11 protein-coding genes are annotated in these 14,276 nt (G+C 61.5%); 4 read left to right on the plus strand and 7 right to left on the minus strand.

Annotation, left to right across the window (positions count from 1 at the left end):
- Positions 1 to 443: 443 nt before the first annotated feature.
- Together malP and malQ are read left to right on the plus strand one after the other, a co-directional pair.
- Positions 444 to 2,849, plus strand: coding sequence for a maltodextrin phosphorylase (gene malP, locus ACJ8PN_RS22500; RefSeq protein WP_442535233.1), 2,406 nt, complete (start codon positions 444 to 446; stop codon positions 2,847 to 2,849).
- Between the two features lie 9 nt (positions 2,850 to 2,858).
- Positions 2,859 to 4,949, plus strand: coding sequence for a 4-alpha-glucanotransferase (gene malQ, locus ACJ8PN_RS22505; protein WP_351108994.1), 2,091 nt, complete (start codon positions 2,859 to 2,861; stop codon positions 4,947 to 4,949).
- Between the two features lie 69 nt (positions 4,950 to 5,018).
- Here the strand turns inward: malQ and nfuA are convergent, their stop codons facing one another.
- Together nfuA and gntX are read right to left on the minus strand one after the other, a co-directional pair.
- A complete protein-coding gene (gene nfuA, locus ACJ8PN_RS22510) occupies positions 5,019 to 5,594 on the minus strand; it encodes a Fe-S biogenesis protein NfuA (protein ID WP_004930777.1) in 576 nt (191 codons plus the stop codon).
- Positions 5,595 to 5,652: 58 nt separating this feature from the next.
- Complete coding sequence (gene gntX, locus ACJ8PN_RS22515) at positions 5,653 to 6,336, minus strand: DNA utilization protein GntX (RefSeq protein WP_171454886.1); 684 nt, start codon at positions 6,334 to 6,336, stop codon at positions 5,653 to 5,655.
- A 40-nt stretch (positions 6,337 to 6,376) separates the two neighbouring features.
- Between gntX and bioH the strand changes: the two genes are divergently transcribed.
- Together bioH and ACJ8PN_RS22525 are read left to right on the plus strand one after the other, a co-directional pair.
- Positions 6,377 to 7,147 (plus strand): pimeloyl-ACP methyl ester esterase BioH, encoded by a 771-nt coding sequence (gene bioH, locus ACJ8PN_RS22520; RefSeq protein WP_351108990.1) that lies wholly within the window; start codon positions 6,377 to 6,379, stop codon positions 7,145 to 7,147.
- A gap of 270 nt (positions 7,148 to 7,417) precedes the next feature.
- The gene (locus tag ACJ8PN_RS22525) at positions 7,418 to 7,702 is read left to right on the plus strand and encodes a YdgH/BhsA/McbA-like domain containing protein (RefSeq protein WP_004930765.1); all 285 of its coding nucleotides are present in this window, start codon (positions 7,418 to 7,420) and stop codon (positions 7,700 to 7,702) included.
- Positions 7,703 to 7,746: 44 nt separating this feature from the next.
- Here ACJ8PN_RS22525 and ACJ8PN_RS22530 read toward each other — a convergent pair whose 3' ends face one another.
- From ACJ8PN_RS22530 to greB, 5 genes are all read right to left on the minus strand, one after another.
- Entirely contained in the window at positions 7,747 to 7,986 is a 240-nt protein-coding gene (locus ACJ8PN_RS22530; protein ID WP_004930758.1) for a FeoC-like transcriptional regulator, read from the minus strand.
- Positions 7,986 to 10,301, minus strand: a complete 2,316-nt coding sequence (gene feoB, locus ACJ8PN_RS22535) for a Fe(2+) transporter permease subunit FeoB (protein ID WP_442535234.1) — start codon at positions 10,299 to 10,301, stop codon at positions 7,986 to 7,988. Before feoB ends, ACJ8PN_RS22530 begins: the two co-directional genes overlap by 1 nt.
- A 71-nt stretch (positions 10,302 to 10,372) precedes the next feature.
- On the minus strand, positions 10,373 to 10,597 hold the full coding sequence (gene feoA / locus ACJ8PN_RS22540; RefSeq protein WP_004930752.1) for a ferrous iron transporter A: 225 nt from the start codon (positions 10,595 to 10,597) through the stop codon (positions 10,373 to 10,375).
- 607 nt (positions 10,598 to 11,204) lie between these two features.
- The gene (locus tag ACJ8PN_RS22545) at positions 11,205 to 13,538 is read right to left on the minus strand and encodes a Tex family protein (protein ID WP_351108987.1); all 2,334 of its coding nucleotides are present in this window, start codon (positions 13,536 to 13,538) and stop codon (positions 11,205 to 11,207) included.
- A gap of 157 nt (positions 13,539 to 13,695) precedes the next feature.
- Positions 13,696 to 14,169, minus strand: coding sequence for a transcription elongation factor GreB (gene greB / locus ACJ8PN_RS22550; RefSeq protein WP_004930745.1), 474 nt, complete (start codon positions 14,167 to 14,169; stop codon positions 13,696 to 13,698).
- Positions 14,170 to 14,276 lie beyond the last annotated feature (107 nt).

The raw sequence follows: 14,276 nt of genomic DNA on the forward strand, positions 1-14,276 counted from the left end.
ATCGCGGTTCCCGCCGGGATTGGAGTGGCGCTAATTATTTTATGGTTCGTAATTAATAGCTCCCCCTAACTTCTGCCAACCCTAAACGTATTGCAACAAGCTTCCGCATCGGCTTGGAGTTAAGTTGCTATCGATCACACTTTTTTACGTTTGGCGCCGGCGCGCGGCGATGCGGTGGCGGATCGCATTTCCGGCCATGGACAAAACTTCAGCAGCGCGAATACTTGTGCTAACGTCAGGGTTAACGTTCTCAGTGCTCGCCGCACGCGTTGGCGGGCTTTTTTGCATCGTTGCAAGGGAGTCAAACAGTGCCTGAGATCACAATTCCAGCTACGCCCCAATCCTCCTCCCCAGCTAATCCCCAGGCGGGATGATGCCGTCAGGCTTTCTCACCGGCACGATAGCGGCAATTTGACCCACTTACTGGATAGAGAGTTTCCCTTATGTCACAGCCTACGCTCAAGAAGGATGCTTTTCTGGCGGCGCTCGCCCGTCAGTGGCAACGGTTCGGCCTCAGTTCCGCACAGCAGATGACGCAACATCAATGGTGGGAAGCCGTCAGTGCGGCGCTGGCCGAGCAGTTGGCCGCGCAGCCGGCGCCGCGCAAAAGCGCCAAACCGCTGCGCCACGTGAACTACATCTCGATGGAGTTTCTGATCGGCCGGCTGACGGCGAACAACCTGATCAACCTGGGCTGGTACGACACCGTCGAGCAGGCGCTGGCCGAGCAGAACGTCAAGCTGGCGGATCTGCTGGAGCAGGAAACCGATCCGGCGCTGGGCAACGGCGGGTTGGGGCGGTTGGCGGCCTGTTTCCTCGACTCGATGGCGACGGTGGAACAACCGGCCACCGGCTATGGGCTGAACTACCAGTACGGGCTGTTCTGCCAGTCGTTCCAAGGTGGGCAACAGCAAGAGGCGCCGGATAACTGGCAACGCGAGAGCTATCCGTGGTTCCGCCACAACGCCGCGCTGGCGGTGGACGTGGGCATCGGCGGCAAGCTGGAAAAGCAGGCCGACGGCCGCGAACTGTGGCGCCCCGCCTTCACCCTGCGCGGCGAAGCCTGGGATTTGCCGGTGCTGGGGTATCGCAACGGCGTGGCGCAGCCGCTGCGCCTGTGGCAGGCGACCCATCAGCATCCGTTCAACCTGAGCGATTTCAACGACGGCAAGTTCCTGCAGGCGGAGAAGCAGGGCGTAGAAGCCGACAAGCTGACCAAGGTGCTTTACCCGAACGACAACCATCAGGCCGGCAAGCGCCTGCGCCTGATGCAGCAGTATTTCCAGTGCGCCTGCTCGGTGGCGGACATTTTGCGCAAGCACCATCAGGCCGGCCGCAAGATTGAAGAGCTGCCGAAGTACGAAGTGATCCAGCTGAACGACACCCACCCGACCATCGCCATTCCGGAAATGCTGCGCATTCTGCTGGACGAGCACCAGTTGGAGTGGGAGGCTGCCTGGGCGATCACCAGCAACACCTTCGCCTATACCAACCACACCCTGATGCCGGAAGCGCTGGAATGCTGGGATGAAAAATTGGTGCGCAGCCTGCTGCCGCGCCATTTCTCCATCATCAAACAGATCAACGCCAGGTTTAAAAAATTGGTGGATAAGCACTGGCCGGGCGACGAGGCGATGTGGGCCAAGCTGGCGGTGCACCACAACAAGCAGGTGCGCATGGCCAACCTGTGCGTGGTCAGCGGCTTTGCGGTCAACGGCGTGGCGCAGCTGCATTCGGATCTGGTGGTGAAAGATCTGTTCCCGGAATACCACCAGCTGTGGCCGAACAAATTCCATAACGTCACCAACGGCATCACGCCGCGCCGCTGGCTGAAACAGTGCAACCCGGCGCTGTCGGGCCTGATCGACGAGACGCTGAAGGTGGAATGGGCGAACGATCTCGACGCGTTGCGTGGGCTGGAGAAATTCGCTGACGACGCGGCGTTCCGCCAGCGTTATCAGCAGATCAAACGCGACAACAAGGTGGCGCTGGCCCAGTACGTGCACGGCGTGATGGGGTTGACGCTCGACCCGGACGCGATCTTCGATGTGCAGATCAAACGCCTGCACGAGTACAAACGCCAGCACCTGAACCTGCTGCACATCCTGTCGCTGTATCGCCAGCTGCGCGACAACCCGAACCTGGACATCGTGCCGCGCGTGTTCCTGTTCGGCGCCAAGGCGGCGCCGGGTTACTACCTGGCGAAGAACATCATCTACGCCATCAATCAGGCGGCCGAGAAGATCAACAACGATCCGCTGGTGAAGGATCGCCTGAAAGTGGCGTTCATCCCTGACTACCGTGTGTCGGTGGCCGAATTGATGATCCCGGCGGCGGATATCTCCGAACAGATCTCCACCGCCGGCAAAGAGGCTTCCGGCACCGGCAACATGAAGCTGGCGTTGAACGGCGCACTGACGGTCGGCACGCTGGACGGTGCCAACGTCGAAATCGCCGAGCAGGTGGGCGAAGACAATATCTTTATCTTCGGCAATACCGTGGAGCAGGTGAAGGCGATAGTGGCGAAGGGTTACGATCCGCTCAGCTACCGCAAGAAAGACAAGCACCTGAAGGCGATTCTGGACGAGCTGGCGAGCGGTGCCTTCAGCCACGGCGACAAGCACGCGTTCGACATGATGCTGCACAGCCTGCTGGAAGGCGGCGATCCCTACCTGGTGCTGGCGGACTTTGCCTCGTACTGCCAGGCGCAGCGCCGGGTCGACGAGCTGTATCGCGATCGGGACGAATGGACGCGGCGGACTATCCTTAACACCGCGCGCGTCGGCATGTTCAGCTCGGATCGCTCGATCCGCGATTATCAGCAGCGTATCTGGCAAGCCAAACGTTAAGGAGAGCGAATGGATCGCAAGCGTATCGATCAGGCGGCAGCGCAGGCGGGGATCGCTGCCGATTTTATCAATGCCCACGGCAAGCGGCAGGCGATTGAACCGGAGACCAAGCGCAAGCTGTTGGCGGCCATGAACTGGGGCGCTGCCGAGCGGGAAAGCGCGCCGCCGCCGTTACCGGCGGTCAAGGTGTTCTATCAGGGCGCGCCGCTGGCGTTGACCCCGGCGGGTGAAGGCGAGTACCTGTGGGCGCTGCAGCGTGAAGACGGCGAATGCCTGCAGGGGCGCGTCGGCGCGCGCAAGACCCTGACGCTGCCCGGCGATCTGCCGATGGGGTACCACCAATTGACGCTGAGCCAGGGCGAGCAGCAGTGGCCATGCCGAGTGATCGTCGCGCCGAGACGCTGCTTCGAGCCGGACGCCTTGCTGACTGGCAAGAAGCTGTGGGGTGCCTGCGTTCAGCTGTATACGCTGCGTTCCGATCGCAACTGGGGCATCGGCGATTTCGGCGATCTGCGCCTGATGGTGGAGCAGGTGGGGGAACGCGGCGGTGCCTTCGTCGGCCTCAATCCGATCCATGCGCTGTATCCGGCCAACCCGGAGAGCGCCAGCCCCTACAGCCCCTCGTCGCGCCGCTGGCTGAATCTGGCGTATATCGACGTCAACGCGGTGGAGGATTTCCAGCGCAGCGACGCGGCGCAGCGCTGGTGGCAGAAGCCGGCGACGCAGAGGCAGCTGGCCAAGGCGCGCGCCGCGGAGTGGGTGGACTACACCGCCGTGATGCAGCTGAAGCTGGCGGCGCTGAAGCTGGCGTTCCCTCTGTTTCAGGCGCGCCAGCCGAACGACGCACAGCGTCAGGCGTTCGAGCAGTTCGTGGCTGAGGGGGGCGACAGCCTGTATCAGCAGGCGGCGTTTGATGCGCTGCATGCCCATCTGGCGGCCAAAGACGCCAGTCAGTGGGGCTGGCCGGCCTGGCCCGAGCGCTATCGGCAGGGGCAGAGCGACGCGGTGCGGCAGTTCTGCGCCGAACATCAGGACGCGGTCCGCTTTTACCTGTGGCTGCAATGGCTGGCGGCCACCCAGTTCGCGCAGTGTTTTGACCAGAGCAGGCAGCAGCAGATGCCGATTGGCCTGTATCGCGATCTGGCGGTCGGGGTGGCGGAAGGCGGGGCGGAAACCTGGTGTGACCGTGAGCTGTACTGCCTGAAAGCGTCGGTCGGGGCGCCGCCGGATATTCTGGGGCCGCTGGGGCAAAACTGGGGCCTGCCGCCGATGGATCCGCACGTGATGGCGGCGCGCGGGTATCAGCCGTTCATCGATCTTTTGCGCGCCAACATGACCAGCTGCGGCGCGCTGCGCATCGATCACGTCATGGCGCTGCTGCGGCTGTGGTGGATCCCGTATGGCGAAACCGCCGATCGCGGCGCCTATGTCAAATACCCGGTGGACGATCTGCTGGCGGTGCTGGCGCTGGAAAGCCAGCGCCACCGTTGCATGGTGATCGGCGAGGATCTCGGCACGGTGCCGGTGGAGATCGTCGGCAAGCTGCGCGACAGCGGCGTCTACTCCTACAAAGTGCTCTATTTCGAAAGCGACGGCGAGCACCATTTCCGCGCGCCGCAGGCCTATCCGGTGCAGGCGATGGCGACCATCACCACCCACGATCTGCCGACGCTGCGCGGCTATTGGCAAAGCGACGATCTGACGCTCGGCAATCGGCTGGGCCTTTACCCGGACGCGGAGATCCTGCAGGCGCTGTTCGCCGATCGGGAACGCGCCAAACAGGGGTTGCTGGACGGATTGCATCGCTATGGCTGCGTGCCGCAGAAGGTGGGCAAGAAGGCGGCGCTGCTCGGCATGAGCCCGCTGCTCAATCGCGGCCTGCAGCGCTATGTCGCCGACAGCGCCAGCGCTTTGCTCGGCCTGCAGCCGGAAGACTGGCTGGATATGGCGGATCCGGTCAATATTCCCGGCACCAGCGATCAATACCCTAACTGGCGGCGCAAGCTGACCCAGACGCTGGAGGAGATGTTTGCCGACCCGCACATAAACCGCTTACTGAAGGATTTGGACAAGCGGCGCCGCAAGGTGTCGGTGGGTTGAAAACGACAATGCCGGAACGGGTTCCCCCTTCCGGCATTGTGTTATCTGCTGCGGCGCGAGCGCCGGAGATCAGTAGTAAGAATGCTCGCCGCGCTGGTGCTCGGTCAGGTCACGCACGCCCTTCAGCTCCGGGAATTTCTGCAGCAGCTCTTTCTCGATGCCTTCTTTCAGCGTGACGTCCACCATCGAACAGCCGTTGCAACCGCCGCCGAACTGCAGAATAGCCATGTTGTCGTCGGTGATCTCCATCAGCGTTACGCGGCCGCCGTGGCCCGCCAGCTGCGGGTTGATCTGCGACTGCAGCACGTATTCAACGCGCTCCATCAGCGGTGCGTCGTCATCGACCTTGCGCATCTTGGCGTTCGGCGCCTTCAGCGTCAGCTGAGAACCCAGCTGGTCGGTCACGAAGTCGATTTCGGCGTCTTCCAGATACGGCGCGCTCAGCTCATCGACATAGGCGGACAGTTTGTCGAACTTCAGTTCGGTATCCGTTGCTTCTACCGCGTCCGGCGGGCAATAAGAGACACCGCATTCGGCCGTCGGCGTGCCCGGGTTGATCACGAATACGCGGATTTGGGTGCCTTCTTCTTGATTTGCCAGCAGTTTGGCAAAGTGTTCCTGTGCAGCATCTGTTATACGGATCATAGCATTAGCTCAATAGTTGACTTCTATAGTCGGTTATAATACGCCCATTGCCGTGGCACTACAACGTGCGGCAAACGCACCATATCTGCACCGAGGCGGCGCCTTGCCGCCGCAGCAGCGCCGCGATCGCCGCGACGGTGCTGCCGGTGGTCACCACGTCATCCACCAGGGCGATATGCCGGCCGGCGACCGGCACGGTACAGGCGAACGCGCGCTGCAGATTGCGTCTGCGGGCAGAGGCACTCAGCCGCTGTTGCAGGGCGGTTTTGCGCACCCGGCGCAAGGCGGCGGGCCGATAGGCGCAGCCCAGCCAGCGCGCCAGCGGCCGGGCCAGCAGATCGCTCTGATTGTAGCCACGGCGCCAGCAGCGTGATGCATGCAAGGGTACCGCTAAAATCAGGTCGGGTCTGTTCAGATACTGCTCTCTTCGCGCCTGCTGCCACCGCAGCAGCATCAGGCGCGCCAGCGTCGGTGCCAGCTCGGGCGCGCGGTGGAACTTGAACCTTTTTACCAGTTGGCTGAGCGGCGCAACGTAGTCGCCGACGAACACCAGCCGCTGCCAGGGCGGCGGCCGTTGCAGGCATCGGCCGCAGGGTATTTGCGTCTCGCCGGCGGGCAATCCGCAGCGCGGGCAACACGGAGGGTTGACCGGCAGATGGCGCAGGCAGCAACTGCAGATGCCGTGACGCACCAGGCTCAACGGCTGTCGGCATAGCCAACAGCGGCTGCGGATTGATAGCATAGGGCCTCCGACACGGATAAGCATGAAAGGACAGTAACCAATGACAGCGCTGTACTGGCAAACAATAGGCGAAGGCGAACGCGATCTTGTGCTGCTGCACGGCTGGGGATTGAACGCCGAAGTGTGGAGTTGCATCCAGGCGCGACTGACGCCGCATTTTCGCCTGCATCTGGTCGATCTGCCGGGATACGGCCGCAGCCAGGGGGTCGGCGCCCTGTCGCTGGAGCAGATGACGGAAATCGTGCTGGCGGCCGCCCCGCCGCAGGCCTGGTGGCTCGGCTGGTCGCTCGGCGGGCTGGTGGCCAGCCAGGCGGCGCTGATGCAGCCGCAGCGGGTCAGCGGGCTTATCACCGTGGCCTCCTCGCCGTGCTTTGCCGCCCGCGATGAGTGGCCGGGGATCCGCCCGGACGTGCTGAGCGGTTTCCAGCACCAGCTAAGCCTGGATTTCCAGCGCACCGTCGAGCGTTTTCTGGCGCTGCAAACGCTGGGCACCGAGAGCGCGCGTCAGGATGCGCGCCAGCTGAAAGCGGTGGTGCTTAACCAGCCGACGCCGAGCGTCGAGGTGTTGAACGGCGGGCTGGAGATCCTGCGCACCGCCGATCTGCGTGCGCCGCTGGCGGAGTTGAATCTGCCGCTGCTGCGGATTTACGGCTATCTGGACGGGCTGGTGCCGCGCAAGGTCGCCGAGCTGCTCGATGCCGCCTGGCCGAATTCTGCGTCGCAGATCGTGGCCAAAGCCGCCCATGCGCCGTTTATCTCTCATCCCGATGAATTTGTGACGATGATCGAAGCGTTTATTGCAGCACATTGAATGCAGCGGGAAAACGCACGATAGAGCGCGAAAAAAAACGCCGCCGGGTGGATAAAAGACAAAGCTGTTCAATACTTAGTGAGTCAATGCGTTGGCTGCAAAATGAAAAGACCGCGTGCGGCGATTTTCATTTTGGCGTTTCGTCTCTGGGAAACAGTCCCCGTCAGGGAAAGCAACGAGGCCTGAGGATGTCGCGGCAGCCTGCAGTACTACGCATGGATCCTGGACGGCTTTCATAACAGATAAATTATCCATTGAGAGGTTAGTGTCATGAAATCATTGAAGATGATTATTGCAGCGGCAGTGTTGGGTTCGGTGTCTTTCGGCTCCATGGCGGCAACCCTGCTGACCAAGGAAGATCTGGATAAGAACCCGGGTAAATACGAGAAGATCGGCACCGTCACCACGACGGCGGAAACCACGTCACCAATGGATGCCAAGGAAGAGCTGTCCAAACTGGCTGACGAAAAGGGCGGTCAATACTACGTGATCCTGGCAGGCCGCGAACACGGTAAATTCAGCGCCATCGCCGAAGTTTACAAAGACAAACAATAAGCCTTGAACGGTAATGGGGCGCCCGTCATTGGCGCCCCTTATCTTCAGGCTTTCAGTCGGTAGAACACCGTGCTGCACCCCTGGCCCTGCGGGCAGCTTTTGCAGCCGCCGCTCAAACAGGCGCCGTCATCCTGTTCGATGCGCTCCACTTTCCCCATCGCCGTCAAACGATCCAGCATCGCCTGCACCAGCGGCAGCGGCGTCGCCAGCGATTGGCTGAGCTGCTGCGCCTGGGCGCTGCCGCGCAGCGCCAGCGCATCGCGCACCTGCAGCAGCCCGGCCATCAGTGACAGCTCCCTTTGGCGCCCTGACAACAGGCCGCCGGCGTGGCGTTGCCCAGGCGCACCGTGACGCGGCTGCGCGCCCGGCGCAGGCCGAACAGCACCAGCAGATTCACCAGCAGCACCGCCAGGATCGCCGTCAGGCTGTACTGCGGGTGTTGGTTGAAGGTCGCCGCTTGGTAGAACAGCGTCGCCAGTGAGTAGGCCACGTTCAGCCCCCACAGGATGGAGAATGTCATCCAGCCGCGGCTCGATTCGCGGGCGATGGCGCCCATCACCGAGACGCAGGGCACATACAGCAGCACGAAGATCAGATAGCTGTAGGCGGAGATGCCGGAGCCGAATTTGCTGCTCATCACGCCCATCGAGCCGACGCCCATCTCGCCGTCGCCCTTGCTGGCTTCGATCGGGTTGGACAGCACGCTCAGGCTGAAGGTGTTTTTCAGGCCGTCCCAGGTTTCCTGCAGCGCGCCGCCCAGCTCATCGAGCAGGTTGAAGTTGGCGGCGTCGAACGCCTCTTTGTTGATGTGCTCGGCGGTATACAGCGTATTCAGCGTGCCGACCACCACTTCTTTCGCCATCGCGCCGGTCACCAGGCCGACGGTGGCCTGCCAGTTATCGCGGTGGACGCCCATCGGCTGCAGCAACGGCGTCAGCACCTTGGAAACCGTGGCCAGCGCGGAGTCGTTGATGTTGTCGACCGTTTTGCCGCTGAACGAGAAGCTGTTCAGGCCGCCGATGAATATGCTGGCCACCACGATCACCTTACCGGCGCGCAACACGAAGCCTTTCAACCGCTGCCAGGTTTGCAGCAGCAGGCTTTTCAGGTGCGGCACGTGGTAAACCGGCAGCTCCATCACGAACGGCGAAGCTTCGCCGCGCATGAGGGTGTATTTGAGTACCAGGCCGGTGAGGATCGCCACCGCGATACCGAGCATGTACAGCGAGAACACCACCCCTGCGCCGTCCTGGCCAAAGAAGGCGGCGGCGAACACCGCGAAGATCGCCAGCCGGGCGCCACAGGACATGAACGGCGCCATCATGATGGTGATCAGGCGCTCGCGTTGGGCGTCCAGCGTACGGGCGCCCATGATGGACGGCACGTTGCAGCCGAAACCGACGATCAGCGGCACAAAGGATTTGCCCGGCAGCCCGAGCGCCTGCATCAGGCGATCCATCACGAACGCCGCACGCGCCATGTAGCCGGAGTCTTCCAGGAACGACAGGAACAGGTACATCATGCCGATCTGCGGCACCAGCGGCAGCACGGTGTTGATGCCGCCGCCGACGCCCTGCGCCAGGAAAACGGTCAGCCAGTCGGGGAAGTGCAGGGTGTAGCCGAGCCACTGAATGCCCTGAATGAAGATCGCCGCCGAGCCGATATCGAAGATCGGCTGCAGCGCGCCGCCGATGTTGATCGCCAGCAGGAACATCAGGTACATCACCAACAGGAAGATCGGTACGCCCAGCCAGCGGTTGAGGATCACTTTATCCAGCATGTCGGTCAGGCGGTTGGGCATCGCCTGCTGCGAGTTGCTGACCGCGTCGCTCAGGGTGGCGATAGACTGGTAGCGCGCGTCGGCGATCACCAGCGCCGGGTCCTCCTGCTGCTGCTGTTGCAGCGCCTGAATGGCCGCTGGCAGCCGCGCCACGGCGGGGCCGGCCAGCCGGTGGCTGTAGATGTCGCCTTCCAGCATCTGCAATGCCAGCCAGCGGCGTTGCACCGCCGGCAGCGTTTGCGGCATGGCATCGCTCAGCGTGGCGACCGCTTTCAGCAGCAACGGCGGATAGTTCACCAGCGCCTGCTGTTCGTTGAGGCGATGATTGTCGATCATCTGTTTCAGCACGCCGATGCCGTCGGCGCGGGTGGAGATCATCGGCACTACCGGGCAGCCGAGGCGTGCCGACAGCGCGGCGACGTCGATATCGATATGCTGGCTTTTGGCGATGTCGAGCATGTTCAGCGCCACGATGCAGGGAATGCCCAGCTCCAGCAGCTGCAGCGTCAGGTAGAGATTGCGCTCCAGGTTGGAGGCGTCGACTACGTTGATCAGCAGATCGGCGTCGCCGCTCAAAATGTAGTGGCAGGCGATCTGCTCATCGAGCGAGGTTTGCTCTGAAATGGTGGTCAGGGAGTAGGTGCCGGGCAAATCGACCAGCCGCACGTCGGACTGCGGGGTAGTGAAATGGCCTTCTTTGCGTTCGACCGTCACGCCCGCCCAGTTGCCGACCCGTTGGCGTGCGCCGGTCAGCTGGTTGAACAGCGTGGTTTTGCCGGAGTTCGGGTTACCGATTAAGCCGATGGTGAGTTTTTTCATAGTTCAGCGTGTCGTCTTCAAGGAGAGCAGCGCCGGCGCAAGGGCGCGTCGGCAAATGGAGGCGCGCCGGTTCAGGACTGGCCGTCGAGCTGCAGCAGCGCCAGATCCTTCCTGCGCAGCACCAGGCTGACGCGGCGAGTTTTTATTTCTATCGGATCGCCCAGCGGCGCGACGCGCACCACGTCGAACGAAGAGCCGGGCAGCATGCCGAGCGATAACAGTTTCTGGCGGTAGGCCGGTGCAATTTCACCGGAAAAGCCGACAATCTTATATGTGTGTTTAGGTTGAAGCTGCATGTGATTAACCTTCCGGGGGCCGATGAACATCGGGCTGATGATAATTGGACGTTGCCGGCGAAAATGCCACGCCGTCGGCGGTATTCATCCATAAGGTCATGCAATAAAGTGAGCGCAAATAATAGTAATTATCATTATCGCATTCAATACAAAAAGTAGGGGTATTGTAACCAATTATTATGGCGTCGACAGTTTTTGGTTGTGTCGTCTTGATAAGCCCCGTTTTACCACTGCTTTTACTCGGCGACAAATGAGAATGGTGAGTTAAATCAGTTGCGTATTTGTAGCAGGGTTTTCTCGTTTGCAAATATTGATGGCGTTTTTCCCTTATTTATTTCTGATGAAAGGCAATTCAATAACATTATTCCGCCGTAATACGAGCGGTAACCATTTGTGTTTCGCTCACAATTCGCAAAATGAAAAATGCGTGTTAACGACGTTGTTAATAAACGGCTGCAGAAGGGATGTTTGCCGCTTTAACAATGAGAGGGCGGTCACGCAGCAACGGGAAATAAAAAGATGAAGGTTTATTGAGACGGGTCAAAAAAAGGCCGCAAGTTTTCTTTCTCGGAAAGGGCGGAGCAGGCTCCGCCCTGTCGGTTCCGACTTAGCGTTTCTTGCCGAATGCCGCCGCCAGCGCGTCGCCCATGGCGCTGTTGCCGGCCGGCACCGCGTTGCGCGGTTTGGCCTTGTTGCCGCCTGCCGAACGGTTGGCGTTGTCGCGCGCCTGTGCCGGCGCGTTGCCGCCGCGACGCGGTGAACCCTCGCCCGGTTGCTCATCCAGACGCATGCTCAGCGCGATGCGTTTACGCTGCAGATCGACTTCCATCACCTTCACTTTGACGATGTCGCCGGCCTTCACCACGGTGTGCGGATCTTCGACGAACTTGTCCGCCAGCGAGGAGATGTGCACCAGGCCGTCCTGATGCACGCCGATATCCACGAAGGCGCCGAAGTTGGTGACGTTGGTCACCGAGCCTTCCAGGATCATGCCCGGCTGCAGATCGTTGAGGGTTTCCACGCCTTCGGCGAAGGTGGCGGTTTTGAACTCCGGACGCGGATCGCGGCCCGGCTTCTCCAGCTCTTTCAGAATGTCGGTGACCGTCGGCACGCCGAACTTGTCGTCGGTGAAATCGGCCGCTTTCAGGCTGCGCACCGCGGAGGCGTTGCCCATCAGGTCCTGCAGAGCCTGCTCGGTGGCGGCCAGGATGCGTTGCACCACCGGATAGGCTTCCGGGTGAACGGTGGAAGCATCCAGCGGGTTGTCGCCGTGGTTGATGCGCAGGAAGCCGGCGCACTGTTCGAAGGCCTTCGGCCCCAGGCGGCTGACCTTCAGCAGCTGTTCACGGTTGCTGAAGCGGCCGTTCTCGTCGCGCCAATTGACGATGTTCTGCGCCATCATGCGCGTCAGGCCGGCCACGCGGGTCAGCAACGGCACCGAAGCGGTGTTCAGATCGACGCCGACGGCGTTCACGCAGTCTTCCACCACCGAGTCCAGCTTTTTCGCCAGCTGGCTCTGGCTGACGTCGTGCTGATACTGGCCGACGCCGATGGATTTCGGGTCGATCTTCACCAGCTCCGCCAGCGGATCCTGCAGACGACGGGCGATGGACACCGCGCCGCGCAGCGACACGTCGAGATCCGGGAATTCCTGCGCCGCCAGTTCAGACGCGGAATACACCGACGCGCCCGCTTCGCTGACGATCACTTTCTGCGCCCGGACTTCGCCGAACTGCTTTTGCAGGTCGAGATAGAAACGCTCGGTTTCACGCGAAGCGGTGCCGTTGCCGATGGCCACCAGCTCCACGTTGTGTTTGATGCACAGCGCCGCGACGATGGCGGCGGCTTTCGCCGCTTGCCCGGTGTGCGGGTAGACGGTGTCGGTGGCGACCAGCTTGCCGGTCGCGTCGACCACGGCGACTTTCACCCCGGTGCGCAGGCCCGGATCGAGGCCCATGGTGGCGCGCATGCCGGCCGGTGCGGCCATCAGCAGATCATGCATGTTGCGGGCGAAAACGTTGATTGCTTCATCTTCCGCGCGCTCGCGCACCGTGCCCATCAGCTCGGTTTCCAGGTGCAGCAACACCTTGATGCGCCAGGTCCAGTTGACCACCGCCTTGCGCCAGGCGTCGGCCGGGGCGTTGTTCAGGCGCAGGTTGAGGTGATTGATGATGATCAGCTCCGCCTGGCTTTCGCGCGGTGCTTCCTCAAACTGCGGATCGGCGTTCAGCGCCAGCTGCAGCACGCCTTCGTTGCGGCCGCGGAACATCGCCAACGCGCGGTGTGAAGGCACCTGAGAAATCGGTTCGTGGTGATCAAAATAGTCGCGGAACTTGGCGCCTTCTTCTTCCTTGCCTTCGACCACTTTGGACACCAGATGGGCGTTTTTCCACAGGTAGTCGCGCACCTTGGCCAGCAGCGCGGCGTCTTCGGCGAAGCGCTCCATCAGGATATAGCGCGCGCCGTCGAGGGCGGCTTTCACGTCCGCCACGCCCTTGTCGGCGTCGACGTAGCGTTCAGCCAGTTGTTCCGGCTGCTGTTGCGGATCCTGCCACAGCGTATCCGCCAGCGGTTCCAGGCCGGCTTCGATGGCGATCTGGCCACGGGTGCGGCGCTTCGGTTTGTACGGCAGGTAGAGGTCTTCGAGTTCGGTCTTGCTCAGCGTGGCGTTGATCGCCCCCGCCAATTGTTCAGTCAGTTTGCCCTGTTCATCGATCGACTTCAGGATGGTCTGGCGACGATCTTCCAGTTCACGCAGATAACCCAGGCGGGTTTCCAGCTGGCGCAGTTGGGTGTCGTCCAGGCCCCCGGTGACTTCCTTACGATAGCGTGCAATAAAGGGCACGGTATTACCTTCATCCAGCAGACGGATGGCGGAGTCGACTTGCTCCGGCCGGGCCTGCAGTTCTGTTGCAATAATGCGGCTCAGTGGGTCATTCATAGGTCTGGTATCTGTATTGAGATCGGTGAATAAACAGGGGACAGTTATACGGATTGATCGGGGAAAATGCCAGCGAAGCGGGCCGCCGCCGCGCGGCCGCCGCATGGAGAACAGCGCAGACGGCGGCGTTGGCGGCGGTTAGGAAAAAGCTGAAAGCTTACTTCGGGTAGTTTATCTCGTTAACGTACCACTGCGCCTCGCCCAGCGGGGTATTGACGGTGGCGACGTCCCCGACCTCTTTTTTCAGCAGGGCGCGCGCCATCGGCGCATCGATGGAGATGTAATCCTTGCGGCCGAAAATCTCGTCGTAACCGACGATGCGAAAGCGTTTGGTTTCGCCGTCTTCGTTCTCCACCTCTACCCAGGCGCCGAAGAACACTTTGCCTTCCTGCTGCGGTGAATAATCGACGATCTTCAACTGCTCCAGGCATTTGGTCAGATAGCGGACGCGGCGATCGATCTCGCGCAGCCGCTTCTTGTTGTACTGGTAATCGGCGTTTTCGCTTCTGTCGCCCAGGCTGGCGGCCCAGGTCACTTTCTTGGTCACCTCGGGGCGTTCTTCGCGCCAGAGGTAATCCAGCTCTTGTTTGAGCTTGTCATACCCTTCACGGGTTATCAGTTGAGTTCTCATCGTGATTTATCTTTATGGGGCCACCGCCACAGTGTACGTGAATGCGGGGGGCTTTAGAAATGGCGCGCGGGTCTGTGCCTTGTCGCACGGTTTTTATTCAGTTTGCG

The sequence above is a fragment of the Serratia sp. CY76391 genome (assembly GCF_052166695.1).
In the GTDB taxonomy this organism is placed as follows: Bacteria; Pseudomonadota; Gammaproteobacteria; order Enterobacterales; family Enterobacteriaceae; genus Serratia; species Serratia nematodiphila.